The organism is Streptomonospora nanhaiensis (assembly GCF_026642255.1).
Taxonomy (GTDB): Bacteria; Actinomycetota; Actinomycetes; order Streptosporangiales; family Streptosporangiaceae; genus Nocardiopsis; species Nocardiopsis tropica.
The window spans coordinates 6,854,724-6,878,175 of the sequence record NZ_CP113264.1; the positions used below are offsets into that span (position 1 = coordinate 6,854,724).

General features: G+C 72.1%; 21 protein-coding genes. 10 read left to right on the forward strand and 11 right to left on the reverse strand.

From position 1 onward, the window contains the following. Positions 1-108 precede the first annotated feature (108 nt). Together OUQ99_RS29635 and OUQ99_RS29640 are read right to left on the reverse strand one after the other, a co-directional pair. On the reverse strand, positions 109-552 hold the full coding sequence (locus OUQ99_RS29635; RefSeq protein WP_267947049.1) for a DoxX family protein: 444 nt from the start codon (positions 550-552) through the stop codon (positions 109-111). A gap of 186 nt (positions 553-738) precedes the next feature. Next, a complete protein-coding gene (locus OUQ99_RS29640) occupies positions 739-1,245 on the reverse strand; it encodes a MarR family winged helix-turn-helix transcriptional regulator (protein ID WP_267947050.1) in 507 nt (168 codons plus the stop codon). An 80-nt stretch (positions 1,246-1,325) separates the two neighbouring features. Between OUQ99_RS29640 and OUQ99_RS29645 the strand changes: the two genes are divergently transcribed. Together OUQ99_RS29645 and OUQ99_RS29650 are read left to right on the forward strand one after the other, a co-directional pair. After that, on the forward strand, positions 1,326-2,114 hold the full coding sequence (locus OUQ99_RS29645; protein ID WP_267947051.1) for a dioxygenase family protein: 789 nt from the start codon (positions 1,326-1,328) through the stop codon (positions 2,112-2,114). A 189-nt stretch (positions 2,115-2,303) separates the two neighbouring features. Then, positions 2,304-2,870 carry an NADAR family protein gene (locus tag OUQ99_RS29650; protein WP_267947052.1) on the forward strand — a complete coding sequence of 189 codons (567 nt, stop codon included), beginning with the start codon at positions 2,304-2,306 and terminating at the stop codon, positions 2,868-2,870. A gap of 144 nt (positions 2,871-3,014) precedes the next feature. On the opposite strand, the gene OUQ99_RS29655 is transcribed toward OUQ99_RS29650, so the two are convergent. Further along, positions 3,015-5,162, reverse strand: coding sequence for a protein kinase domain-containing protein (locus OUQ99_RS29655; protein WP_267947053.1), 2,148 nt, complete (start codon positions 5,160-5,162; stop codon positions 3,015-3,017). Positions 5,163-5,649: 487 nt separating this feature from the next. Here OUQ99_RS29655 and OUQ99_RS29660 point away from each other — a divergent pair, with 487 nt between their 5' ends. The 3 genes from OUQ99_RS29660 to OUQ99_RS29670 all read left to right on the forward strand — a co-directional run bounded on the left by OUQ99_RS29660 (position 5,650) and on the right by OUQ99_RS29670 (position 8,329). Further along, positions 5,650-5,892 carry a hypothetical protein gene (locus OUQ99_RS29660; protein WP_267947054.1) on the forward strand — a complete coding sequence of 81 codons (243 nt, stop codon included), beginning with the start codon at positions 5,650-5,652 and terminating at the stop codon, positions 5,890-5,892. A gap of 118 nt (positions 5,893-6,010) precedes the next feature. Further along, entirely contained in the window at positions 6,011-7,402 is a 1,392-nt protein-coding gene (locus tag OUQ99_RS29665; protein WP_267947055.1) for a hypothetical protein, read from the forward strand. A 276-nt stretch (positions 7,403-7,678) separates the two neighbouring features. Beyond that, entirely contained in the window at positions 7,679-8,329 is a 651-nt protein-coding gene (locus tag OUQ99_RS29670) for a TetR/AcrR family transcriptional regulator (protein WP_267947056.1), read from the forward strand. Positions 8,330-8,410: 81 nt separating this feature from the next. Here the strand turns inward: OUQ99_RS29670 and OUQ99_RS29675 are convergent, their stop codons facing one another. Beyond that, positions 8,411-9,709 carry a L,D-transpeptidase gene (locus tag OUQ99_RS29675; protein ID WP_267947057.1) on the reverse strand — a complete coding sequence of 433 codons (1,299 nt, stop codon included), beginning with the start codon at positions 9,707-9,709 and terminating at the stop codon, positions 8,411-8,413. Positions 9,710-10,017: 308 nt separating this feature from the next. Here OUQ99_RS29675 and OUQ99_RS29680 point away from each other — a divergent pair, with 308 nt between their 5' ends. Together OUQ99_RS29680 and OUQ99_RS29685 are read left to right on the forward strand one after the other, a co-directional pair. After that, on the forward strand, positions 10,018-10,341 hold the full coding sequence (locus OUQ99_RS29680; protein ID WP_267947058.1) for a DMT family transporter: 324 nt from the start codon (positions 10,018-10,020) through the stop codon (positions 10,339-10,341). Positions 10,342-10,406: 65 nt separating this feature from the next. Beyond that, positions 10,407-10,931 (forward strand): TetR/AcrR family transcriptional regulator, encoded by a 525-nt coding sequence (locus OUQ99_RS29685; protein WP_267950555.1) that lies wholly within the window; start codon positions 10,407-10,409, stop codon positions 10,929-10,931. On the opposite strand, the gene OUQ99_RS29690 is transcribed toward OUQ99_RS29685, so the two are convergent. Then, positions 10,900-11,703, reverse strand: coding sequence for a DUF6597 domain-containing transcriptional factor (locus OUQ99_RS29690; RefSeq protein ID WP_267947059.1), 804 nt, complete (start codon positions 11,701-11,703; stop codon positions 10,900-10,902). The two genes, OUQ99_RS29685 and OUQ99_RS29690, sit on opposite strands and share 32 nt — an antisense overlap. A 196-nt stretch (positions 11,704-11,899) precedes the next feature. On the opposite strand from OUQ99_RS29690, the gene OUQ99_RS29695 reads away from it, so the two are divergent. Next, positions 11,900-12,451, forward strand: a complete 552-nt coding sequence (locus OUQ99_RS29695; RefSeq protein WP_267947060.1) for a TIGR03086 family metal-binding protein — start codon at positions 11,900-11,902, stop codon at positions 12,449-12,451. A 197-nt stretch (positions 12,452-12,648) separates the two neighbouring features. Here the strand turns inward: OUQ99_RS29695 and dacB are convergent, their stop codons facing one another. The 5 genes from dacB to OUQ99_RS29720 all read right to left on the reverse strand — a co-directional run bounded on the left by dacB (position 12,649) and on the right by OUQ99_RS29720 (position 20,518). Further along, a complete protein-coding gene (gene dacB / locus OUQ99_RS29700; protein WP_431061471.1) occupies positions 12,649-14,262 on the reverse strand; it encodes a D-alanyl-D-alanine carboxypeptidase/D-alanyl-D-alanine endopeptidase in 1,614 nt (537 codons plus the stop codon). Between the two features lie 219 nt (positions 14,263-14,481). Beyond that, complete coding sequence (locus OUQ99_RS29705) at positions 14,482-16,710, reverse strand: ABC transporter ATP-binding protein (RefSeq protein WP_267947061.1); 2,229 nt, start codon at positions 16,708-16,710, stop codon at positions 14,482-14,484. Then, positions 16,707-17,546 carry an ABC transporter permease gene (locus tag OUQ99_RS29710; RefSeq protein ID WP_267950557.1) on the reverse strand — a complete coding sequence of 280 codons (840 nt, stop codon included), beginning with the start codon at positions 17,544-17,546 and terminating at the stop codon, positions 16,707-16,709. The genes OUQ99_RS29705 and OUQ99_RS29710 overlap by 4 nt, the downstream gene beginning before the upstream one ends. 91 nt (positions 17,547-17,637) lie before the next feature. Continuing rightward, positions 17,638-18,648, reverse strand: coding sequence for an ABC transporter permease (locus OUQ99_RS29715; protein ID WP_267947062.1), 1,011 nt, complete (start codon positions 18,646-18,648; stop codon positions 17,638-17,640). A 178-nt stretch (positions 18,649-18,826) separates the two neighbouring features. Beyond that, the gene (locus OUQ99_RS29720; protein WP_267947063.1) at positions 18,827-20,518 is read right to left on the reverse strand and encodes an ABC transporter family substrate-binding protein; all 1,692 of its coding nucleotides are present in this window, start codon (positions 20,516-20,518) and stop codon (positions 18,827-18,829) included. Positions 20,519-21,183: 665 nt separating this feature from the next. Between OUQ99_RS29720 and OUQ99_RS29725 the strand changes: the two genes are divergently transcribed. Together OUQ99_RS29725 and OUQ99_RS29730 are read left to right on the forward strand one after the other, a co-directional pair. Then, positions 21,184-21,657 carry a hypothetical protein gene (locus OUQ99_RS29725; protein ID WP_267947064.1) on the forward strand — a complete coding sequence of 158 codons (474 nt, stop codon included), beginning with the start codon at positions 21,184-21,186 and terminating at the stop codon, positions 21,655-21,657. A gap of 103 nt (positions 21,658-21,760) precedes the next feature. Further along, positions 21,761-22,375, forward strand: coding sequence for a rhomboid family intramembrane serine protease (locus OUQ99_RS29730; protein ID WP_267947065.1), 615 nt, complete (start codon positions 21,761-21,763; stop codon positions 22,373-22,375). A 100-nt stretch (positions 22,376-22,475) separates the two neighbouring features. Here OUQ99_RS29730 and OUQ99_RS29735 read toward each other — a convergent pair whose 3' ends face one another. After that, positions 22,476-23,408: a glycine betaine ABC transporter substrate-binding protein gene (locus OUQ99_RS29735; RefSeq protein WP_267947066.1), complete on the reverse strand. Its 933-nt coding sequence runs from the start codon at positions 23,406-23,408 to the stop codon at positions 22,476-22,478. Between the last annotated feature and the right edge of the window lie 44 nt (positions 23,409-23,452).

The following is a 23,452-nucleotide window of genomic DNA, read 5'->3' on the forward strand; positions in this document are numbered from 1 at the left end:
GATATTGTGCGAACTAATGTCTGTTTTGTGAAAGGTGTTAAGTAAGTTAAAAGTATTTTCTGGCGGCCGGGCCGCCCGCCTCCGGCAGCGGGCGACCGGGCACCCCGGTCAGGAGGCCGGCAGTGATTCCGATGTCCGTCGGCGCGGGGCGCGGCCCCACGGCATGACGCGGTCCAGGGAGTAGCGCCCGCCCGCGAACCCGAGGGCGACGGCGGTGACGGCGAGGACCACCAGGTACTCGTAGCCGCCGATGAACGCGTCACCGAGGTGGGCGAAGTAGTAGGCGCTTCCCATCATGAAGGCCAGGAGGAGTCCGGCGAGGGGCAGGGCGAACCCGACGGCGAGCGCCAGCCCGGCGCCCATCTCGATTCCCGCGCCCAGAAGGGCGGAGAACTGGGGAAAGGGAATTCCCAGGGAGGCGAACCCCTGGGCGGTGCCCTCGAGGTCGGCGGCCTTCGGCCAGCCGTGGGCGATGAAGACGACACCGACGACCGCTCTGGCGAGGAGGGTGGTGGTGTCGCTGATTCTGGAGACGACTGTTTTCTCGTTCACGGGTGATTCCTGTTCTGTGAGCGGGTATCCCAGAGGAGATCGCGGCCCGAGTCCAACACTTGAGATCGCAACCTTTTTCTGGGAAGCCAGATGATAGTACGCATCCGCCCGAACACATAGAGTGTCTCCCCGCGTTTTTCCCTCCCGCGCCGTAACCCCCGGTCAGGACAGGTCACAGAACCCGGTTCAGTCCCGGTCCCCGGCCCCTCCGGACCCCGGGCACCGCGGCTCCCGCCCCTCGGGGTCCAGCTCGCCGAGCATCACCTCGGAGATCTCGCGGAGCTGGTCGACCTGCTCCCTCGTCAGGGAGTCGAACAGGACCCGGCGCACCTCGCGCACGTGGCCGGGCGCCGCCTCCCGCAGTACCTTGAGCCCGCGCGGCGTGAGCTCGGCGATCGTGGTCCGCCTGTCCCCCAGCCGCTTGAACCGGTGGATCAGGCCGTCCTCCTCCAGCCGGGCGGCGGCGTGCGAGAGCCGGCTGGGCGACGACCTCAGCAGCCCGGCCAGCTCGGTCATCGTCAGCGCGCCCCCCGGGGCCTCGGACAGCATCGCCAGGGCCTGGTAGTACGCGTGGGGGAGCCCCGAGTCCCTTCTGAGCTGCCGGTCCAGGGAGCCCTCCAACAGGTGGACGGCGGCCAGGAAGGTCCGCCAGGTCCGCTGCTCGCCCTCGTCTAGCCACCTCGTGTCGGCCATCAGGCCCGTGCCCCCCGGAATACTTGAGAGTTCAATTGTGTTCTGGTCAAAATCCGATCTCCCAGTCACAGGAGGACCCCATGGCACCGCGGCCCACACGCATGCCGACCCTGTACCTCAGCCATGGGGCGCCGCCGCTGGCCGACGACGCCCGGTGGACCCGGGAGCTGGCCGACTGGTCCGGTGGCCTCGCCCGGCCGGAGGCGATCCTCGTGGTCTCGGCGCACTGGGAGGACGCTCCGCTCACCGTCGGCGCGACGGCGGACGGAGTCCCTCTGACCTACGACTTCTGGGGCTTCCCGCAACGCTACTACGGTGTCACCTATCCCGCCCCGGGAGCGCCGACCCTCGCCGCGAGGGTGCGCGACCTCGTCACCGGTCCGGTCGGGACCCTCCACCAGGAACCGGGGCGCGGACTCGACCACGGCGCCTACGTGCCCCTCCGGGAGATGTACCCCGAGGCGGACGTCCCGGTCCTCCAGGTGTCCATGCCGACCCTCGACCCGGCACGGCTCCTCGCCCTGGGGCGCCGCCTGGCCCCGCTGCGCGACGAGGGCGTCCTCATCGTCGGCAGCGGGTTCACGACGCACAACCTGCGCGAGATGTCCCGGCAGGCGCACGGCGACGCCCCCTCCTGGTCGGTGGAGTTCGACGACTGGGTGAACCGGGCGGTGGCCGACCACGACGTCGACTCCCTGCTCGACTTCGGGCACAAGGCCCCGGCCGCCGCGATCGCCCACCCGCGCAGCGACCACTTCGCGCCGCTGTTCGTGGCCCTGGGCGCGGGCCTGGACGGGCACCGGAGCTCGCGGTCCACCGTGGACGGCTTCTGGCACGGCCTGGCCAAGCGCTCCTTCCAGTTCGACTAGCGGGCCGACCGCACCCGTTCCCGGTGCGGCGGGGATCCGGCCCGGACGGCCCCGTGCTCATGGACGGCTCCGGCGCCCCGACGGGCCGTGAGCACGAGATCGCGGCGGAGGCGGCGGGGCCGCGGACCGCTCCGGGCGCCGACCGGGAAACGGGCGGCCGAACGTCGGCGGCTCCTGGCAGACTTCCCCATGACCGACGCACACGGCCCCGCGGACGCCCGGTCCGTGCGGGAGCTCATCGACGCCACGGGGCGGGCCCGGTACCTCTGCTTCTGGGGCCACCGGCCTCCGGCCGGCGGTGGCGTCTCCGCGAGCTGCCTCTCCCAGTGGTGGGCCGCCGACTTCACGGTGGACGGGGTCCTCCACCCGACCGCCGAGCACCACATGATGGCCGGGAAGGCGCGCCTGTTCGGCGACGCCGAGGCGGAGGCGCGGATCGTCGCCGCGGGGCACCCGCGCGACGCCAAGGCGATCGGCCGCGAGGTCCGCGGCTTCGACCAGGAGGCGTGGGAGGCGGCCCGGTTCGGCATCGTGGTCGAGGGCAACCTCGCCAAGTTCGGCCAGAACCCGGACCTGGGGGCCTACCTGCTCGGCACGGGCTCCCGCGTGCTGGTGGAGGCCAGCCCCCGCGACCGCGTGTGGGGCATCGGGCTCGGCGCCCGGCACGACCACGCCGAGCAGCCCGAGCACTGGCGGGGCCTCAACCTGCTGGGCTTCGCGCTCATGGAGGCGCGCGCCCGCCTCGCCGCCGCCTGAGCCCCGCCCACCCGCGGGGACCGCGGCGTCCCGGGGACCGCGCGTGCCCCGGCCGGACCGGGCGGGCGGTTCGTCACCGGCACGGTGATCGGCGTGGACGGGGGCGTCAACGCCTGACCCGGGCCCCGGGCGGGACCGGCGGGGTCACCCCTCGGTGATCCGGGAGACGTGGTCGGCGACCACTCGCGCGCCGACGGAGTCCGCCAGCGGCGTGTACCCCGCCCCCTCGGCGATCCGCGCGCCCTCGTCCCCGAGGGCGTAGGCCCAGAAGTCGCGCAGGACGGAACCGGTTCCCTCCGGGTGGCCGCACTCGTAGGCGAACACGTGGTTCACCCGCATGATCGGGTAGGCGCTGTCCCCTTGGACCGCGTCGAGGGAGAAGTCCGTCCCGTCCAGGTCGATCTGCTCGGTGGCGGCCCTGGTCGTCTCCGGGGTGAGGTCGACCTCGACGCCCCGGTCACTGCGCAGCGGCATCACGTCCAGGCCGTGCTCCTCGGCGTAGGACGCGTTGACGAACCCGATCGCGCCCGGGGTGGCCGCCACCTCGGCGTGCACTCCCTCGTCCCCGGACGCGGCGACCACTCCGGGGCCCCACCGGGTGTCGTCCCCGACGTTGTCCGCTCCCCAGGACCCCCCGTCGGCGGCCAGGTAGCGGCTGAAGACGTGCGCCGTGGAGGCCTCGCTCTCGTGGCGGACGGGGACGATCTCCAGGTCCGGGAGCCCGAGGTCCGCGGCCCCGTCCAGGTCGGAGTAGGCGGTCACGGCGCCCGAGTAGATGTCCGCCAGTTCCGTCCGGTGCAGCGCGAGGCCGTCGAGGCCCTCGGCGTCGTACACCAGGGCGATGCCCCCCGCCAGCACCGGGAACTGCACGACGGAGCAGCCCCTGGCCTCCGCCGCCTCCGCGACCTGGCTCTCGGTGAGCGCGTTCTCGGAGGCCCCGAAGTCCACCTCGCCGCGCACGAACGCGTCGGCGCCCGCCCCGGAGCCGGTCGCCTCGTAGGAGATCCGCGTGTCGGGCTGCCGCTCAGCCGTGTACGAGGCCGACCACGCCTCGACCGCCGAGGAGAGGAACGTGGAGCCGGCGCCGTTCACCGTGCCCGCCAGGGTGCCCGGTTCCGCGGTCTCCACCGACGGGGCGGGGTCGGGGGCGGGCGGCTCCGGATCGCCGCCCTCCAGGGCGTTGACCAGCCCGATGCCGCCCACGGCCGCCACCGCGAGCGCCCCGGCGGCGATCACCACGGGGGCCCGGCGGAACCGCCTCCGCGGTGGCGGGGCGGCTCCCGCTCCGGCGCGCCCGGGCCCGCCGCCCGCCGGTCCGCCCCCGGGGCCGACGGCGGGGGCAGGCGGGGCGAAGGCGGTCGGCGCGGTCCGGGGCGCCGGGGCTCCCCGGACCGCGCCGCCGGCCCAGTGGGCGCGGATCAGCCCGTCCACGATGGTGGTGTCGTCCGCCCCCGCCGCGGCCTCCGGGTCCGCCGCCGCGACGCGGTGCAGCAGTTCCCCGGCCGACGGCCTGGACGCGGGGTCCTTGTCGAGCGCGCGGGTGACCGGCTCCTCCAGCTCCGGGGGGAGCCCTTCCAGGTCCGGGTCCTCGCGCAGGATGCGGTACATCAGGGTCTCGGCGCCGCCGTCCCCGAAGGGAGGCCGCCCGGTGGCCGTGTAGGCGACCATCGCGCCCCACGCGAACACGTCGGCCTCGGGGCCGCTGGTGCCCCGGTAGCGCTCCGGGCTCATCCAGGCTGGCGAGCCCACGAGCCCGCCGGTCCGCGTGAGGGCGGTGGCGTCGGCCGCCCTGGCGATGCCGAAGTCCAGCACCTTGGGACCGTCGGGGGCGAGGATGACGTTGGCGGGCTTGAGGTCCCGGTGCACGACCCCGGCCGCGTGGATGGCGGCGATCGCCTCGGCCATCCCGGCCGCGACCACCCTCGCCTGGTGCGGCGCGAGCGCCCCGCCCTGCCGCACCCGCGCGCCCAGGGTGGGTCCGGGGAGGTAGGGGGTGGCGTACCAGGGGAGTTCGGCGCGGGTGTCGTGGGCGAGCACGGGGGCGATGCAGCGGGCCCGCACCCGGTGCATCAGGGCGACCTCGCTGGCGAACCTGGAGCGGAACTCGGGCTCTCCGGCGTACTCGGGGCGTACGACCTTGACCGCCGCCCACCGCCCGTCCGGGCCCACGGCGCCGTAGACCACGCCCATGCCTCCCGCACCGAGCCTGCCGTGCACGGCGAACGGCGGGATCACGCGGGGGTCGGAGCTCTGGAGGGGCGTGAGGTTCGGCGGCGGGGGCGGGTGGGCCATGGCGGTCCTCGGGTCGGAAGCGTTGCACGGGGCACCCTGGGGAGAGGGGTCCTGTCCGTTGGACGACCGCAGAGCGTGAACCGTTCGCCTCGGCTCGCTACTGTTTCCCTCTGGTCGCGTCAATCACACGAATCACAGCAATATAGACCGATATACACGGTGGTTTCCGAATCACCTCCGCCGCTCACCCGCGGATCACCCGGATTTCACCGCCCGTCACCCCGTTTTCGGCTCCCGCCCCCACCCGGAGGAGTAGAGTCCGAGGACACGGAAGGCACGGTGCACCGGCACCCGCACCCGTTCCCCGGAGCACTCCGGGTCTCGGCACTCTCGCCGCCACCCTTCAGGCACACCCTCGCGGTCGACGACCACTCTCGTCCCGCCGCACGCACCGGGAGACCGATCCCCCTGCCGTTCGAGGCGGCACGCACGTTCCGGGGACGCACCGTCCTTCCTCCCAGGACGAACCAGACCCCAGGGACTTCCCATGGCCTACTACCGCATCCAGTTGAGCAACGGCTCCTCCCACACCCTCCAGGCGGTGCGCATGCGCACCGACGCGCGCAGCCTCTACCTGGAGGAGCGCACCGCGGGGGCGTGGACCGAGGTGTTCGCGAACCCCCTCACGGACGTGGAGCGCATCCAGCGCCGCTTCACCGAGAACGACGGCACGTGGACGTGGCTGAACGAGCGCCTGCCCGCGCCCGTCGGCGGCGTCCGGTCCTGGTAGGACCGCTCCGCGGCGCCTCCGTCCCGGTCGCGCCACGGCCGCCCCCGACCCCCGGAGTGCCCGGTACGCCCCGGAAGGCCTGTGTAGTCTCGGTTGGGGCACAGCGAGGGAGACGGCGATGGACGGTCAGACCGGCTCCGGCGGAATCCGTCGGACCGCGGATTCCGCACTCCCCCACCGTGCCCCGGACGGTTCCCCTCCCGCACGCTCCCGCGAGCGGCGCCCGTCGCCCGGCGGCTCCCTGCTGACGGCCGTCCTGCTCCCCCTCCTCCCGGCCGTGCTCCTCCTCGCCGTCGCCTCGGTGGCCTTCCCGGCCCACGGACTCCTCTCGCCGGCCCCGGACGGAGGGGCCGCGCCGCCGCTCTCCCTGCCGGCGGAGCCGTCCGCGGGCCTCGTGGTCCTCGCCGGTCTCACCCTGGCCGCCCTCGTGGTCGGCCTCCCGGTGTCCGTGCACGCGGGGCTGCTCGTCGGCGGCGGCGCCGTGCTCGGGCAGGACGTCGGTGCGCCCGCGTCCTGGTCCCGCGCCCTGCGCCGCGTCCCGGGGACCCTGGCCCTCCTCCTTCCGTCGGCCGCGTCCTGGGCCGGGCCGTTCTGGGGTCTGCGCCGACTCGCGTCGGAAGGCGTGTGGTCCGCGCCGGCCGCCGCCGCAACGGCGGCCGGGATCGCCGTGACGGCCCTCCTCCTGGCGGCGCTCCCCCTCCACGTGCTGGCCGACCTGCCCCCGGGACGGGCCCTGGCCGAGACCTGGCGGACCGTCCGCGCCCGGAGCACCGCCCGGCTGACCGCGCCGGTCCGCGCCGCCCTCCCCCGTCCCCGCCCCGGCGACGCCCACGGCATCCCGGCCGCGGTGCCCGCCCTCGTCTGCGTGCTGGCCCTCCTCCCGCTCGCCGCCCCGGGGCTGCTCCGCCCGGAGCCGGCGCCCCCCGGGGCGGCGCCCTCCGCCGCCCTCACGGCGTCGGCGGAGAACCGGACGACGGTGCAGATCGAGGACGAGGACGGCACCGCCCACCTGTTCGAGGTCGGTCCCGGGGGGCTGCGCGAGGCCGGCTGCGGTCCCGGGTGCACCGTCGGTCCCGCCGAGCCGGGCCGCGAGGCGCACGTCGACGCGGACGGGTCGCACGCACGGGTCGGCGGCCGGGTCGTGGCCGCCTACTGGCGCACGGACCCCGACCACGGCCCCTCCACGCTCTACCTGCGGGTGTGCGACACCGGGAGCCCGTGCCCCGACGACGCGGAGGCCGCCGCCCCGGGGACGCCGGCCGGCTCACGCGCCGAGGTGCTCCGGGACGGGAGCGCGCGGGTGTTCGGCTGCGCCGAACCGTGCGCGGCCGACGCCGCGGACCGGGCGGACAAGGCGCCCGGGCCCGAGCGGCCGGACCCGGCGGCGGTCCGGTCCGCGCACCGCGCCGGGGCCGTCACCGTCGAGGTCAGCGGACCGGAGACCCTTCGCCTGGTCATGCTGGCCTGCGATCCCTCCGGCGCCGGGACCGACTGCGGCGCGGACGTCTGAGGGCCCGGGGCCGCTCCGGTCCGGGCGGGGATGCGCGTTGAGGGGCTGTCCGAAACCGTTGCCGGTGTGACGTGGGAGCCCCTGCCCCCACCGCTCCCGTACCGCCGGACCCGGTGGGGGCCGTCCTACCCTGTGGTGTACGTCTCTTGGCCGGGAACCTTACTTAATGTTTATTAAGCAAAGGGAGGAAACGAGATCTCGATACCGTGGGCGACGGGCCCGCCCCCGGCCACGGGCCCGGAGTACCCGCCGGGTACAACGAAGTGGAGAGCAGGAATGAGCGAGACGACCCCCGCACCGGACACCCGGTCCCCCGGCGGCCCCGAGGCCCCGACTCCGCGGAAGCGGGTGAACCGGCGGGAGCAGATCCTGCGCACCGCCGCCGACGTCTTCGCGGCCCGGGGGTTCAACAACACCTCGCTCGCCGACATCGCCGCGATGCTCGACATCACCCCGGCCGGGGTCCTGCACCACTTCGGCTCCAAGACCGACCTGCTCACCGCCGTCCTGGAGCTGAGGGACGACTCCGACCCGGCGCCCGGGGGCAGCCGGATGCTCGACCACCTGGTGACCACCGCGGAGCGCAACGCGGCCCGCCCGGGGACCACGCAGCTGTACGCCGTCCTCTCGGCGGAGAGCGCCACCGACCGGCATCCCGCCCAGGAGTGGTTCCGGGACCGCTACACGGTGCTGCGCGGCGAGATCGGCGACGCCGTCCTGGACAGGCTCGGGCCCGAGCACCGGGAGGCCGCGTCCACCCCCGGCCCCGACGGGCGCACCCCGGCCGGAGCCGCCGCCGCCGCGGTCATCGCCGTCATGGACGGCCTCCAGGTGCAGTGGCTCCTGGACCCGGAGGCCGTGGACATGGCCTCCGTGACCGCGCTGGTGATAGACGCCCTCGTCGCCCGGCTGTCCCAGGAGGACTGACCCGCACCGGGACGGCCCGGAACGCGACGAGGGGGCGCCGGGAACCAGGTGGTTCCCGACGCCCCCTCGGACGTGCGGCGGCTACTGCTCGCCGTGCACGGAGCCCGGGGTGCCGGAGCCGTCGGTGATCTGGGCCTCGCCGGTGGCGCTGCTCTCCAGCCACTCGTCCCAGGACTTCTGCCAGACGCCCCAGCCGTTGTCCCACTCCTTCTCACGGTCGGTGCCCGTGGTGTCGAGGACGTCGCCCATCAGGGTGTTCTCGAAGAACCAGAGCGCGTCGTCCATGCGCAGGTTGGTGCAGCCGTTAGAGGTGTTGGCCGAGCCGATGTTGCCGTTGTAGGACGCCTCGTGCACGAACTCGCCGCTGTGCGAGGTGCGGACCGCGTACTGCACGTCGACCTTGTAGGAGCCCGGGGAGTCCGCCGGGATGCCCACGGTCGCGGAGTCCATCGTCAGGCTCTCGTAGCGCTCCATCAGCACGTGGGTGCCGCTGCTCGTGGTGTCGAAGTGCCGGCTCTCCTTGCCGTTGCTCACCTCGATGACGCGCTCCTGCTCGCCGTCCACGGTGATGACCATCTCGTGGTCGGGCACGTGCATGGTGGCGATCAGCTCGCGGCCGACCTCGAAGTCGATCCGGTGGTTGCGCACCCCGTAGACGCCCTCGGACGCCTCGACGCCCGCGAGGCGGAGGTCGACGCTGACCTGCTGGTAGGGGTCCCAGTACTCCTCGGGGCGGAACTGCGCGGTCTTGTCGTTGACCCAGTTCCAGGCGCCCGCGACCTCCTGCTCGGAGACGACCTCCATGGAGTTCTCGACCTGGGCCTTGTTGGTCACCGGCAGGTCGAAGTTGATGACGATCGGCATGCCGACCCCGACGGTGTCACCGGAGCTGGGGAAGTTGGACTCCAGTTCCAGGCGCTGACCGGCCACCGCGTCCAGGGTGGTGAACTCCTGGACCAGCTCGGTCGTCTCACCGGCGTCGTTCTCGGCGGTGGCCGTGACCACGATCTCCGAGCCGGGGCGCAGGTTCCAGTCGCTGACCCACTCGGTCCCCTCCTCGTTGAGGGTTCCGGTCATGGCGTAGAGGTCGGGGTCCTCCTCGCCCTCGTCCGCGGCGGCCTCGTTCATGACGACCTGCTCCACCGCGACGTCGGTGATGACGCCGTTCTCGGAGGTCACCGTGACGGGGGAGTTGGGCGCGACCTCCTGGGCGCCGTCCTCCGGCGTGATCACCAGTTCGGCCGCGTCCGCGCCGTCGGCGTCGGGGCTGTTGCCCTGCGTCTCCGCCTCGCCGGACGTACAGGCCGTGGCGACGAGCGCGAGCGCCGCCAGTCCGATGCCGAACCGACGCGTCACCGCCGCAGGGGTCTTGCCCGTCACGTCTGGACCTCCATGTCGTACCTCGAACGCCGTGTGCCTACTGCCACTAAGACGCACCAGCGGGGAAAAGGTTCTGAAAACCCGCACATCGGTATAGAGCGGTTACCACCGGCGCGGGGCGAGACACCGGAACGGCCGACCATACACCCAGGGGGTACGTACCAGAAGCCCTCCATGTATGAGATTACGGCCATCTCCGAACCGCCCTGTACACCGGGATGCCCCCGGGGATAACATCTTGGCCGAACGCTCAGGTTTCTCTTCAGTCGAAACCTGGTCGAGCGAACAACTTTCTCCTGGAGGATGACATGCCGTGGTTCTGGTTGGTCGGCGCCATCGCCGCCGAGGTGACCGCCACCACCTCGCTCAAGCTCTCCGAGGGGTTCAGCCGACTGATCCCCTCGGTGGTCGTCGTGGTCGGCTACGTCGCCGCCTTCGCCATGCTCAGCCAGGCCCTCGCGCGGGGAATGGACCTGGGGGTGGCCTACGGTGTGTGGGCGGCGGCGGGCATCGCGCTGGTGGCGGTGATCGGAGCGCTCTTCCTCGGGGAGTCCCTCACCTGGGTCCAGGTGGGAGGCATCGCCCTGGTCATCGGAGGAGTGATGGCACTGGAGATGGGCGGCGCGCATTGACGGGGAGCAGCACCGTGGGCGGTACGGCGGACGAGGGGACCACCGACGGCCGCAGGCTCAAGGGGATGCAGCGCCGTCGGCTGCTCCTCGACGCCACGATGCGGGTCGTGGAGCGCGAGGGCGTGGGCGCCGTCAGCCAGCGCCGCGTCGCCGCGGAGGCGGGGGTGCCGCCCAGCACCGTCACCTACTACTACGCGGCCGTCGACGACCTGCTCGTGGACGCCCTCACCAGGGTCAACGACACCTACGTGGAGGCCCTGGGGACCCTCCCCCGCGAGGCGGACGCGGCGCTGCGGGGGTTCGCCGAGCTGATCTCCTGCGCGGGGGCGGGGGGCGACCGGGCCTCGGTCGTCGCGGAGTACGAGCTGTTCCTGCTCGCGTCCCGGCGTCCCGCCCTGCGCCCGCAGATCGACCGCTGGAACCGCGCGGTGGACTCCTTCCTCGCGCCGTACCTCCCCGATCCGGACGACCGCGCAACCGCCTCCGCGACCGTGGACGGCCTGTTCATGCGCTCCTGCACCGACCCGGAGCTGACCGCGGACGCCGTCCACCGGGTCCTCACCCGGCTCCTCTCCCTCCGCTCCTCGTGAGAGCCGCGTAGCGGGCGGGCGGGACCCCGATGACCGAGGTGAACTCCCTGGTCAGGTGCGACTGGTCGCTGAACCCCAGTTCGGCGGCCAGCACGCCCCAGTCGGGGGCGGCCCCCCGCCTCGCCCGCTCCGCCGCCTCGTAGAGCCGGTACCTGCGGATCACCGCCTTGGGCCCGAGTCCGACGTGGTCGGCGAACCTGCGCTGGAGCAGCCGCACACCGACCCCCTCGCGCTCGGCCAGGGCGGAGACGCCGACCACCGCCGGGTCCGCGGCCACCCGCTCGACGAGGTCGCGGGTGTCCTCCGCCGGGTGCCGGCCCGCGGGCAGCCTCCCGGCCAGGATCCGGTCCACCTCGGCCATGAGGGGGTGCGGGGCCCCGGGGAGCACGTCCCCGGCGAACACCTCCGACACGGGCAGGGAGGCGTCGACGATCCCGCTCATCGGGCGGCCGAGGAGGGGCCGGAACCCGGCCGGACGGAACATGACCCCGAGCGCCCACCCCTCCCCCTCCAGGCGGCGCCCGGTGACCTTCGTGGCGGGGCCGTGCACCGCGGCCCCACCCGCGGTGAACACCACGTTGACCACGGGGTGGGCGAGGACCCGCTGGGTGTACGGCTCGTGCCCGGACAGGTTCCACGAGGCCACCCAGTAGTGGTCCACGAAGCGGGCGACCGGCGCGGAGGGCGCGTACCTGTCGAGCCGGAACCGGGTCAGCCCCGTCCCCGGGTCGATGATGCCCCGCGCGTCCCGCTCGACGGGCTCTGGTCTCACACGCACCAGGGTAGGTCCCCGCTCGGACGGTTCCCGGAGCGCCCGCGATCCGGACGGTGGTCCGGCGCCGCTCCGCTCCCCCGGAGGGGCCCGGCCGTGCGGGCCGCCCGGCCCTGTCGCGTTTCTTCAAGACCCCGGCGGGACCGCGGGACGAGGATGGGGCCGGAACTCGACCGATCCAGGGGGACACCTGCCCATGAGCGACATCTCCGAGCGCTACGCCCGCCTCTCCGACGCCTTCGCCTCGACGGTGGCCGCGGTGCCCGACGACCGGTGGACGGCCCCGTCCCCCTGCGAGGGATGGACCGCCCGGGACGTGGTCCGCCACGTCGTGGACACCCAGGGCATGTTCCTCCGCCTGGTCGGCCGGGACCTGGGGGACATCCCGTCGGTGGACGCGGACCCGGCCGCGGCCTGGGACGCGGCCCGCGCGGTGGTCCGGGCCGACCTGGACGACCCGGAGCTCGCGGACGCCGGGTACGACGGGTACTTCGGACCGACGACGTTCGCGCGCTCCGTCGACCAGTTCCTCTCCTTCGACCTGGTCGTGCACCGCTGGGACCTGGCCCGCGCGGCGGGGCTGGACGACCGGCTGGACCCGGAGGACGTGCGGTGGGCACACGGGAACACCGCCGCGTTCGGCGACAGCATGCGGGGCAACGGCGTCTGCGGCCCCGAGCTCACCCCGCCGGAGGGCGCGGACGCCCAGACGCGGTTCCTCGCCTTCGTCGGGCGCCGGGCCTGGTAGGCGCACGGGAGCGGACCGGAGTCCGGGAACGGCCGAGGGCCACGGGGGCGAACCCGTGGCCCTCGGCCCCGGCGGGCCGCGTGCGGCCCGCCGGTCCCGCTTCCGCCGGCCGGCACGCCGCCGGGCCGGCGCCGTACCGGATCACTCCGCCGGAGGGCCCCCTCGGGCCACCGCCGGACGGCAGGTGCTCCCTCCGGTCAGCATGCCTGCACCCAGGAGCACTCCAGCTCGCCGCTGCCCTGGACCGGGCCGCGCATCGTCCTGGTGCCCTCCGGCGCCTGGTGGCCCGCGTACTCGGCCAGGCGCACCGCGATCGCGTCCTGCACCGCGAGGGGCGCGGGACCGGAGTGGCCGTTGTTCACGATGCTGAACGCCAGCTCGCCCTCCGGCCCGGGCACGTACCCGGAGAGGGCGCTGACCCCGCTCATCGTTCCGGTCTTGGCCTCGACCACGCCCTCGGCGGCGGTACCGCGCATCCGGTTGGCGAGGGTGCCGCCGACGAACGGGTCGCTCTCGCCCGCGACCGGCAGCGAGGCGGACCAGGTCTCCTCCCAGGGGGCGGTGCCCGCCTGCCCGAGCAGGTCGACGACGGTGTCGGCGGTGACCAGGTTGCCGCGGGACAGGCCGGAGCCGTCGTTGGGGACCAGGCCGGCGGTGTCCACGCCCAGGCCGGACAGCGCGTCCTCCACGCCCGCGAGGCCGGCGTCCCAGGTGCCCGCGCCGGCGGTCTCCTGGCCGATGCTCTTGACCAGCATCTCGGCGTGCCCGTTGTTGCTGAACTTCATGAGGGGCACGAGGATCTCGGAGAGCTCGGCCGACGTGTGGTCGGCGAGCACCTCGGCGTTCTGCCAGTCGTCGGGGACACCGCCCAGGCCGACGTCGCCCTTCACCGTGACGCCGTTGCTCTCCAGCGCCTCCTCGAAGAGGTGACCGGCGAGCGCGGCGGGCTCGTCGACCGTCCGCAGCGCGGTCACGGGGGCGGCGTCCGCGGGGAGCGAGCCGGTGACCGCGATGGTGTTGGTGCCCACCGGGCGGTCGATGACGAGGGTGTTGGCGCTGCCGGCGGCGCCGGTGACGGCCCGGTTGTCGAGCTCGGCGTAGCCCTCCGCGGCGCCGAGGTCCACGTCGGCGGGCTCGCCCTCCGCCGCGGGGGCCACCGAGACCTCCGTCACGCCGGTGTCGAAGCGCTCCCCGTGGGCGACCGTCAGGGCCGAGATCTGCGCCGAGTAGGCGTAGGGCTCGTCCTCGGGCCACCAGTCGTCCACGAGCCGCTCGGAGTCGAACCACGTGTCGTCGGCGTACAGGTCGCCCTTGACCGTGCGGACCCCGGAGGCCGCGACCTCGGCGGCCATGGCGTCCAGGTCCTCGGCGGAGAGCGTCGGGTCGCCCCGGCCCACCAGGTAGAGGTCCTGCACCTCTCCCCGGCGCCCGGGAGCGGACTCGGCCGCGACCTCGGTCCCGAAGGAGTGGTCGGCGCCCAGGACCTCCAGGGCGGCGGCCGCGGTGAACAGCTTCATGTTGGAGGCGGGCAGCAGCTGCTCGCCGCCGTCGCGCGAGTACAGCTCCTCGCCGGTCGCGGTGTCCACGACGACCACCCCCGACACGGCGCCCTCCAGGGCGGGGTCCTCCAGGATGGCGTCGATGTCCTCGCGCAGTTCGGTCAGGCGGGCTCCGGAGGCGTCGGCGAGCGCGGGGGACGCTCCCAGGAGCGTCATCGGCAGCAGGGGGATCGTGACGAGGGCGGCGGCCCTCCGGGCGCCGCGCCCTCCGGTGCGGCGGGGGCGCAGGGGTTCGGGGGAGGATTGCTTCATGGGTCTCCTCGAAGGGGGCGGAAGCAACGCACCCTAGCCCAGAAACGGCCGCCGATCCAGGGTTTCACCGCGAGCCCCCGCGCGGCGGAGCGGTTTCGTCCGGGATCCGCCGCATGCCCGGAGGCGGGGCGGGGCTCCGGCGGGCCCCCGCCCCGGGGGAACCCCGTCGGGCCGGCGCCGGGGCTCCCGCCCCGCCGCCGGCCCGACGCCCCGGACGGATCAGATCAGCTCGACCACCTGGGAGTAGTGGCAGGCGTCCCGGTGCCCCGTCCCCCGGTCCAGCAGGTCCGGGGGCTCCTCCACGCACCTGACCCGCTCGGCCTCCGACAGCTCGCCCGCGAACTTCGGGCACCTGGTGCGGAACCGGCAGCCGGACGGGGGGTCGGCCGGACTGGGCACGTCGCCGGTGACGACGATCCGCTCCCGGGTCCTCTCCTTGACCGGGTCCGGCAGCGGGATGGCCGAGATCAGCGCCTGCGTGTACGGGTGCGCCGGGGCGCTGAACAGCTGGTCGGTCGTGCCCGTCTCCACGATCTTGCCGAGGTACATCACGGCGACCCGGTCGGCGATGTGCCGGACCACCGACAGGTCGTGCGAGACGAACAGGTACGACAGCCCCAGCTCGTCCTGGAGGTCCTCCAACAGGTTGATCACGCCCGCCTGGATCGACACGTCCAGGGCCGACACCGGCTCGTCCAGGATGAGCACCTTGGGGTTGAGCGCCAGGGCGCGGGCGATGCCGATGCGCTGGCGCTGGCCCCCCGAGAACTCGTGCGGGTAGCGCGAGCCGTGCTCGGGGTTGAGGCCCACCAGTTCCAGGAGTTCCTTGACCCGGGTCCTCGCGCCCTTGGCCCGGCCGTGGATCTGCAGCGGCTCCGCGACCGTGTCCGAGACCGTCATGCGCGGGTCGAGGGAGGCGAACGGGTCCTGGAAGACCAGCTGGAGGTCACGGCGCAGCGGCCGCATCTGGGCGTCCGACAGGTCGTGCAGCGGCCGCCCCATGTACCGGACGTCGCCCGACGTCCGGCGGATCAGCTGGAGCAGGAGGCGCGCCGTCGTGGACTTGCCGCAGCCCGACTCGCCGACGAGCGCGAGGGTCTCGTGCTCGCGCAGCTCCAGGGAGATCCCGGAGACCGCCTGGACCTCCCCGACCTTGCGCCGGAGGATCCCCTTGGAGCGGATCGGGAAGTTCTTGACGAGGTCGGTGGCGGTCAGAAGGACCTCGGACCCCCCGCCGGGCGTGCCGGCCCCCGTCCCGGGCTCCGCCTCCGGGGCCTCCCCGGCGGCGCCCCCCGCCGGCCGGGTCCCCCCCAGCTCGGCCGCGAGGACCTCGGCGGGCGCTTCCGCGTCCACGGAGGTGGGCCGGAAGAGGTCTTCCGGGCGGACCCCGGCCAACTGCTCGCTGAAGTGGCAGGCCGACCGGTGCCGGCGCAGGGGGTCGTCCTCCTCCCCCGCGCCGGGGGCCCCGATGTCCGCCGGCTCCGCGAGCTCGGGCACCTCCTCCTGGCAGATGTCCTGCGCCATCGGGCAGCGCGGCGCGAACGCGCACCCGCGCGGGAGGTTGAGCAGGGAGGGGGGCGTCCCCAGGATGGGGGTGAGCCGTTCGTGCCGCCCCCCGTCCAGCCGGGGCACCGACCCCAGCAGGCCCAGGGCGTAGGGCATGCGCGGACGGTAGAAGACGTCCTCGACCGTGCCCGTCTCCACCAGGCGACCCGCGTACATGACGGCCACCCGGTCCACGTGTCCCGCGACCACGCCGAGGTCGTGGGTGATGAGCACGAGGGCGGCGCCGGTCTCCCGGCGGGCCGCCTCCAGCGCCTCCAGCACCTGGGCCTGGACCGTCACGTCCAGCGCGGTCGTGGGCTCGTCGGCGATGATGACGTCGGGGTCGTTGGCCATCGCGATGGCGATGACCACCCGCTGGCGCATACCGCCGGACAGCTCGTGCGGGTACTGGTCGACCCGGCGCTCGGGGTTGGGGATGCCGACCTTGTCGAGGAGTTCGACGGCGCGCTCCCGCGCCTGCTTCTTGGTCACGTCCCGGTGGGTGAGCACGGCCTCGGCGATCTGGTAGCCGATCGTGTACACCGGGTTCAGCGAGGTGAGGGGGTCCTGGAAGATCATCGCGATCTTCTCGCCGCGGATCCTGCTGATCGCGGCGTCGCCGAGCCCGATGACCTCCTGGTCGAGGACCCTGGCCGATCCCGTCACCCTGGCGGTCCTGGGCAGCAGGCCCATGATCGCCATCGAGGTCACCGACTTGCCCGAGCCGGACTCCCCGACGATGCCCAGCGCCTCGCCGCGGCGGACCTGATAGGTGACGCCGCGCACGGCGTCCAGGGGGCCGTCCTCGGACGAGAAGGTGACGCTGAGGTCCCGGACGTCCAGGACGACATCGTGCCCCGCGGTCGGGACGGGGCCGTCGCTCATGTGTTCGGTCGTGGTCATCGCCGCACCATCGTCTGTCGTGGGTCGAGTGCGTCCCGGAGTCCGTCACCGATGAAGTTGATCGTCAGGCAGATCATGACGATCAGGATGCCGGGCGGGTAGAACAGCCAGGGCCGGGTGAAGGCCGCGGTCCTGGATCCCTCCACCATCTTCCCGAGGGAGATGTCCGGCGGCTGGATGCCGAACCCGATGAAGGAGAGCGCGGCCTCGGTGAGGACCGCCACCGCCACCAGCAGGGTCGCGGCCACGATGATCGGCCCGGCCGCGTTGGGCAGCAGGTGGCGGAAGATGATCCGCGAGGCCCTGGCCCCCACCGCCCTGGCCGCCTCGATGAACTCCTGTTCGCGCAGGGAGAGCACCACGCCGCGGACCACGCGGGCGATGGTGGCCCAGGAGAACAGGCACATGATGAGCGCCACCGCGTACCAGGTGGTCCCGCCCCGGACGTTGCCGTTGATCGCCGCCACGGCGACGATGAGCGGCACGATGAGGAACACGTCGACGACGCGCATCATGATCGCGTCGACCCTGCCGCGGTAGTAGCCCGCGACCGCGCCCCAGACCGAGCCGATCACGGTCGACAGGACCGCGACGGTGAGGGCGACCTTGAGGGACTGCTGGGTGCCGCGCATCGTCTGCGCGAACACGTCGTTGCCCTGGTTGGTGGTGCCGAAGGGGTGCTGCAGGCTCGGCGGCTGGTTGCCGAGGATGTCCCGGCTGACGGTGTGGTCCCACGGCCACACGAAGGGTCCGACGAAGGCGAACGCCGTGATGAGGCCCAGGAAGACCAGGCTGACCATCGCCGCCCGGTGCCGGCGGAACCGGCGCCAGACCATCCGGACCTGGCTCAGCTCCTCCCCCCGGTTGACGTCGCCTCCGGCGGGGAGCCCGGCGGGGCCCTTCCCGCTCGCCGTACGGCTGTCGATGTCACTCATAGCGGATCCTCGGGTCGAGAACGCCGTACAGGATGTCGGCGATGAGGTTGGCGACGACGACGAGGGTGCCGCTGAGCATCAGCCAGGACATGAGCGCGAACGCGTCCTGTGCCCTGACCGCCTCGATGAAGAAGTACCCGAGACCGCGCCACTGGAAGATGGTCTCGGTGATCACCACGCCCTCGATGATGCCGACGAAGCCGATGGTGGCGACGGTGACCAGGGGGATCAGCGCGGTGCGCAGCGCGTGCCGCCTGACGACCACGCTGTTGCGCACGCCCTTGGACCTGGCGAGGCGCACGTAGTCGCTGTTGAGCACCTCCAGCATCGACGTGCGCTGGTAGCGGCTCCACGCCGCGTAGCTGGTCAGCATCAGGGTGATGGTGGGGAGCACGAGGTGACCGGCGGAGTCGAGGAAGTACTCCCAGTTGGTCATGTTGCCCACCCGGGCCGAGTTCGCCCCGATGGTGAAGAAGAACGAGGTGCCCGTGGACTGGTTGAAGACCAGCCCGCCCTCCCGGATCAGCGCGCCCAGCCAGAACGTCGGCATGGCGAGGGCGAGGAACCCGATGAAGGTGAGGGTGTAGTCCAGCTTGGAGTACTGGCGCATGGCGCTGACGACGCCGGAGATGACCGCCAGTCCGAGGGCGAAGACGAGGGCGGCGGAGACGAGGCGGAGGGTGACGGAGATGCCGGAGGCGAGCTGTTCGCCGATGTCGAAGGCGCCGCCCCGGACCGAGGGTCCGAACTCGCCCTGGAGCAGGCCGATGTCTCCGTTGCCGCCGATCCCCGTCATCCAGAGCCAGTACCGTTCCGGGGTCGACCGGTCCAGGTAGTAGCGGGCCTCCGCGGCGGCGATGGCCTCCTCGCTGGGCGGCGGCTGCGCGAGGCGCATGTCCGCCAGCGGGTCGCCGCTGAGGTCGACCATGAGGAACACGAGAACCGACGCCGCCAGGAGCACTGGGATCGCCACGGCGAGGCGACGCGCGGTGTATACGAGCATGGGAAGGTCCTTCGGTGAGCGCTCCCGGAACGGGGAGGCGGCCCTGCCCGCCGCGGGGGACGGCGGGCGGGGCCCGCCCGGGCCGGGCCGCCGCCGGGACTCTCGTCCCGTCGGCGGTCACCGGTCCGGGCGCGTCTCCCCGCTGTTCGGCACGGAGCGATGCGGGCCGGGAGGTGCGCTAGTTGACCGCGGTCCACTCGTGCTGGTTCCACTGGGCTCGGCGCGACTGGGTGTTGTTGTCCGTGACGTTGCCGAGGTAGTTGGTGTCGTAGAAGTAGAACGACGGGGTGTCCACGAACGGCAGGACGTAGGCCTCCTCGGCCACGAGCGCGGCGGCCTCGTTGGCGAACACGGCGGCCTCCTCGGAGGTGGCGACGTTCTGCGCCTGCTCCGTGAGCTCGTCGACCTCGGGGACGTCCAGCTTGCCGTGGTTGCTCAGGCTCGTGCTGTGCCAGTAGTTGTAGGGCGTGCTGGCGAAGGCCGGGGTGGTGCTCCAGCCGTAGATCATCAGGTCGAAGTCCTGCTCGGCGAGGGTGCCGCCCAGGTCGTCGGTGGTCTCGATCTCCGCGGTGACACCGATCTCGGCCAGGTCGGCCTGGATCAGCTCGGCGATGATCTCGCGGGCGACGTGGCCGGCGGTGTAGCGCAGGCGCAGGGCCGGGACCGCCTCGCCGTCGAGTTCGAGGGTGTCGCCGTTGAGCTCGTAGCCGGCCTCCTCCAGGAGCTCCAGGGCGGCCTCGGTGTCACCGGTGCCCTGCCCGGTGGGGGTGATGACGTCCTCGTGGTACTCGCTCGAGGAGGAGAAGATGTGGTTCGTGCGGGGCTCGACCTCGGGGAACTTCTCGCCGTAGGTGCGGGTCGCGATGTTCTGGACGTCGATGGCGGTGAAGATGCCCTGGCGCAGCGCCCGGTCGGACAGCGCCTCGTTGTCCAGGTTGACGTCGAGGTGCTCCCAGCTGCCGCCGGACTCGATGCCGAACTCGACGTCGGGGGCGTCCTCGAGCTGCGTGATGACGTCGTCGGACCAGGAGGCCGGGGAGCCGCCCTGGACCTCGCCGTTGGTCAGCGCCGGGACCCAGCTGCCCTCCTCGGTGTTGACCTGCTGGATGATCTCCTGGATCTCCGGTGCCGGGCCGTAGTACTCCTCGTTGACGGTCTTGACGATCCGCCCGTCGAGCTCGGGGGTGCCCTCGAAGATGTACGGGCCGCCGGAGACGGTCACGGGGTTCTCGTTGAACCAGTGGGAGGACTCCAGCATGCCCTCGGGCGTGTCGAGGTCGAAGCCCTCGGCCTCGGCGAGGTGCGACGGGTACAGGCCGTCCATGCCGAAGGTGTACCACTCGGGGAACTGCGTCCCCTCCTCGATGGTCACCGTGACGGTCTTGCCGTCCTCGGAGCCCTCGACGCTCTCGATCAGCACGTCCACGTCGGATCCGCGGGAGTTGCAGATCTCGGCGCAGAGCTCCTCCTTGCCGCTGTTCATCTTCCAGGCCCAGATGAAGTCGTCGGCGTCGATGGGCTCGCCGTCGCTCCAGTTGGCGTCCGGGTTGATCTCGTACTCCCAGACCATGGGGTCTTCGCTGAGCAGCTCGGGAGTGTTGACGATGAGGTCGGAGTTCCACTCCCACTGGCCCTCGGGGTTGTAGAACCCGGTCGGGGGCAGGACGCCGTGGAGCATCTGGATGACGTAGACCGAACCGCCCTCGGGGGCGTTGTGGTTCCAGCCGCCGCCGGCCTGGTTGACGATCCAGGTGACGGAGCTTCCATCACCGCCACCGCCACTGTCCTCGGGGGGCGAGCAGGCGCCCAGCACCAGGGCAGCCGAGACGCCGACAGCGGCGGCGGCCAGCAATTTCCTACGATTCTCCATCAGTCACACCCTTGATCACTAATACGAGCCGGACCGCGCGGGTTTGTGTGGTTCGCACACAGCCAGCCGAGCCTAGGCGATTAGTCGATCAGAAGACCATTGAGCGAAATGTCTGTATAGCCCTACTGGCAGATTCGTGACCCATCCGCAACCGGTTCGCGCCCATCGACCTTGGACGTCGACACAAACCCTCAATACAGCGGTAACACGACCAGTTCACGCAGGTCAGAGGCGACCGCACACGACACGCCCCAGACATCAGATTCGGACAAGCCAGAAATGAATTGCTGGACATTGATACCAGTCAACAATGTTGACGATAAAGTAAACGACGTTTAACTACAACTTGCTCGCGCATGATTACCGAGAGAAAAACGGACACAAGACACCAAAATCCCCATCGAGGACGAAAGACTCACTTTTCTTTCGTCGCAAACGCCACCCCAGTGGACGCCCCGACATCTTCGAGTGATTCGTGGGATGACATGATGTTAATCAGATAAAAGCGTCAAAAGGAGCTGGTTACACCAAAGCACGCATACCCGAGACCTAACCCCTCGGCAGAGCTGTCCGAAACCACCGTTCGCATGCCCGCGGAGCCGATAGGGTCGGGAACGGCGACCGCCGTCATCCCACCGCAGCACCCAGCGAGAGAGGCATCTGCCGTGTCCGAAACAGTCCGCATGGTCTGCCCCGTAGGCCGTAAACACGTGGAGCTGTGGGCAGGTTACGCGCTGGTGGTACTCGGCGTCGTGGTGGTCGCGATCGACCCCGGGCACTGGGCCCACATCACCCTCGGCCTGCTCCTCGCCCTCGGGGGCGTCGGCCTGGCCGCGCACGGCCACATGATCAAGGCCCCCGTCCTGGAGGTCTCCGACGGCGAGTTCCGCTACCAGCGGGGCCGCTACATCGTGCGCGTCCCCTTCCACGACATCGGCTCCTACTACGTCCTGCCGGGTCGCATCCGCTCCCTGGGCCTGTGCGACTCCACCGGGCGCCCCAAGCGCTTCCCCTCGCTCCAGAGCCGCCGCGCCGCGCGCACGTACCTGCCGCTCACCGGGATGACCAGCCCCGCCAAGGTCGAGTCGTTCATGGCGGTGGCCGGCATTCCGCCGCGCAAGCGCTCCCTGACGTCCTGACCGTCCGGGTCCCCCTGGGACGACTCTGGACACATCAGACAATTACCCACCACGCGCCCCACAGACATACCGCTGCAAGCCGGTGTCATCTACCCTCGATGACGTGAAGCAGTCCAGAATCACCGCCATCCTGACCGTAGCGGGGATGCTCGCGGCCATGTGGGTTCTCGAGATCCTCGACAGCTTCGTCCTCCGGGGAGCGCTCGACCACGGGTTCGGCCTGCGCGCCTGGAACTTCGACCAGCCCTGGACCGTGCTGACCGCGCCCTTCATGCACGGCAACCTCGAACACCTCATCGGCAACTCGCTGCCGTTCCTGGTGCTCGGCTCCCTCGTGGCGTTCAGCGGCCTGGGCCGGTTCCTGCTCACCACGCTGATCGTCATCGTCGTCAGCGGGGTCGGGGTCTGGCTGTTCAGCTCGCCCTTCTCCCTCACCGTCGGCGCCAGCGGCCTGGTGTTCGGCTACTTCGGCTACACGGTCCTGCGCGGCATCGTCGAGCGCAAGACGGTCGACATCGTCATCATGATCTGCGTGGTCGTCTTCTACGGGACGATGATCTGGGGCGTCCTCCCCCAGTACCCCGGCGTCTCCTGGCAGGCCCACCTCTTCGGCTTCCTCGGCGGCCTGCTCGCGGCGTACCTGCTCCCCAGGAGGGAGAGGGCCCGCCAGCTCAACCAGGGCTACGGCGGCGCCCAGGGCGGCTACTACGCCCCCTGACCCCCCGACGACACGAACGGGCCGCCCCCTCGGGGACGGCCCGTTCACGCTTCCCGCCGCGGGCGCGGCGCGCGGCCTCGCGCGCCGCCGGCCCGGCGTGCTAGAACTCCAGGCCCTCGGCGGCCTCGCCCAGGGTGCGCTCCAGGAACTCCGGGTTCTCCGACAGCCAGGTGCGGGCGCCCGCCTGCGGGTCGTCGACGTCCTCGCCGACGGTCAGCACCTCGAGGGAGGCCAGCTCGTCGTCGGTCATCTCCCAGTTCCCGATCCACTCGCTGAGCTCCGGGTACTCCTCGGAGAAGCCGTCACGGCCGACCGCGTGGATCTGCTCGGCGTCGCCCATGAGGCCCTCGGGGTCCTCGAGGTCCTTCAGGTCGTGCTGCGCGTAGGCGGGGTGCGGACGCCACAGGGTGACGACGATGGGCTCCTCCTCGGCGATGGCCGAGTCCAGCTCGGCGAGCATGGCCGCGGTGGAGGACTCGACGAGCTCGAAGTCCTCGTCCAGGCCGTAGCCCGGCATCGCCTCCTCCTTGGTGACCCGGGTCAGGCCGGCGCCCGGGTCGATGCCGATGATCTGGCCGCCCAGCTCCTCGGCGTGGTCGGTCAGGTCGGCGATGCTGTTCACGTCCTCCATGTAGGTGGGGACGGTGATCGTCAGGACGGCGTTGTCGTACCAGACGCCCAGGTCCTCCAGCTGGTCGCCGTAGTCCTCCCAGTAGTCCGAGTGGGTGATCGGCAGCCAGGTGTCGAGGAACAGGTCCACGTCGCCGTTGGCGGCGCCCTGGTACATGGGGGCGACGTCGACGTCGGTGACGGTGACGTCGTAGTCCAGCTCCTCCAGGATCACCTCCCACATGGCGGTGGTGGCGATGCCCTCCTCCCAGGCGATCAGCGCGATGTTGATCTCCTTGTTGTCCCCGCCCTCGCCCTCCGCGGGGCCGGTCAGGTCCTCCCCGCCGCCACCGCAGGCGGTCAGGAGGAGTGCGGCGCTCATGCCGGCGGCGGACAGCGCGGTCATGCGCTTGGGGGTGTACATCGTGGGATTCCTTCCCTAGGTAATTCCGTGTGCGGGGCCGGGTC

Bases quoted from the DNA above. Each gene is read 5' to 3' on its own strand.
- OUQ99_RS29640 (WP_267947050.1), bottom strand. From the start codon at position 1,245: ATGGCCGACACGAGGTGGCTAGACGAGGGCGAGCAGCGGACCTGGCGG.
- OUQ99_RS29645 (WP_267947051.1), top strand. From the start codon at position 1,326: ATGGCACCGCGGCCCACACGCATGCCGACCCTGTACCTCAGCCATGGG.
- OUQ99_RS29650 (WP_267947052.1), top strand. From the start codon at position 2,304: ATGACCGACGCACACGGCCCCGCGGACGCCCGGTCCGTGCGGGAGCTC.
- OUQ99_RS29655 (WP_267947053.1), bottom strand. From the start codon at position 5,162: ATGGCCCACCCGCCCCCGCCGCCGAACCTCACGCCCCTCCAGAGCTCC.
- OUQ99_RS29660 (WP_267947054.1), top strand. From the start codon at position 5,650: ATGGCCTACTACCGCATCCAGTTGAGCAACGGCTCCTCCCACACCCTC.
- OUQ99_RS29665 (WP_267947055.1), top strand. From the start codon at position 6,011: ATGGACGGTCAGACCGGCTCCGGCGGAATCCGTCGGACCGCGGATTCC.
- OUQ99_RS29670 (WP_267947056.1), top strand. From the start codon at position 7,679: ATGAGCGAGACGACCCCCGCACCGGACACCCGGTCCCCCGGCGGCCCC.
- OUQ99_RS29680 (WP_267947058.1), top strand. From the start codon at position 10,018: ATGCCGTGGTTCTGGTTGGTCGGCGCCATCGCCGCCGAGGTGACCGCC.
- OUQ99_RS29685 (WP_267950555.1), top strand. From the start codon at position 10,407: ATGCAGCGCCGTCGGCTGCTCCTCGACGCCACGATGCGGGTCGTGGAG.
- OUQ99_RS29695 (WP_267947060.1), top strand. From the start codon at position 11,900: ATGAGCGACATCTCCGAGCGCTACGCCCGCCTCTCCGACGCCTTCGCC.
- dacB (WP_431061471.1), bottom strand. From the start codon at position 14,262: ATGAAGCAATCCTCCCCCGAACCCCTGCGCCCCCGCCGCACCGGAGGG.
- OUQ99_RS29705 (WP_267947061.1), bottom strand. From the start codon at position 16,710: ATGACCACGACCGAACACATGAGCGACGGCCCCGTCCCGACCGCGGGG.
- OUQ99_RS29710 (WP_267950557.1), bottom strand. From the start codon at position 17,546: ATGGTCTGGCGCCGGTTCCGCCGGCACCGGGCGGCGATGGTCAGCCTG.
- OUQ99_RS29715 (WP_267947062.1), bottom strand. From the start codon at position 18,648: ATGCTCGTATACACCGCGCGTCGCCTCGCCGTGGCGATCCCAGTGCTC.
- OUQ99_RS29720 (WP_267947063.1), bottom strand. From the start codon at position 20,518: ATGGAGAATCGTAGGAAATTGCTGGCCGCCGCCGCTGTCGGCGTCTCG.
- OUQ99_RS29735 (WP_267947066.1), bottom strand. From the start codon at position 23,408: ATGTACACCCCCAAGCGCATGACCGCGCTGTCCGCCGCCGGCATGAGC.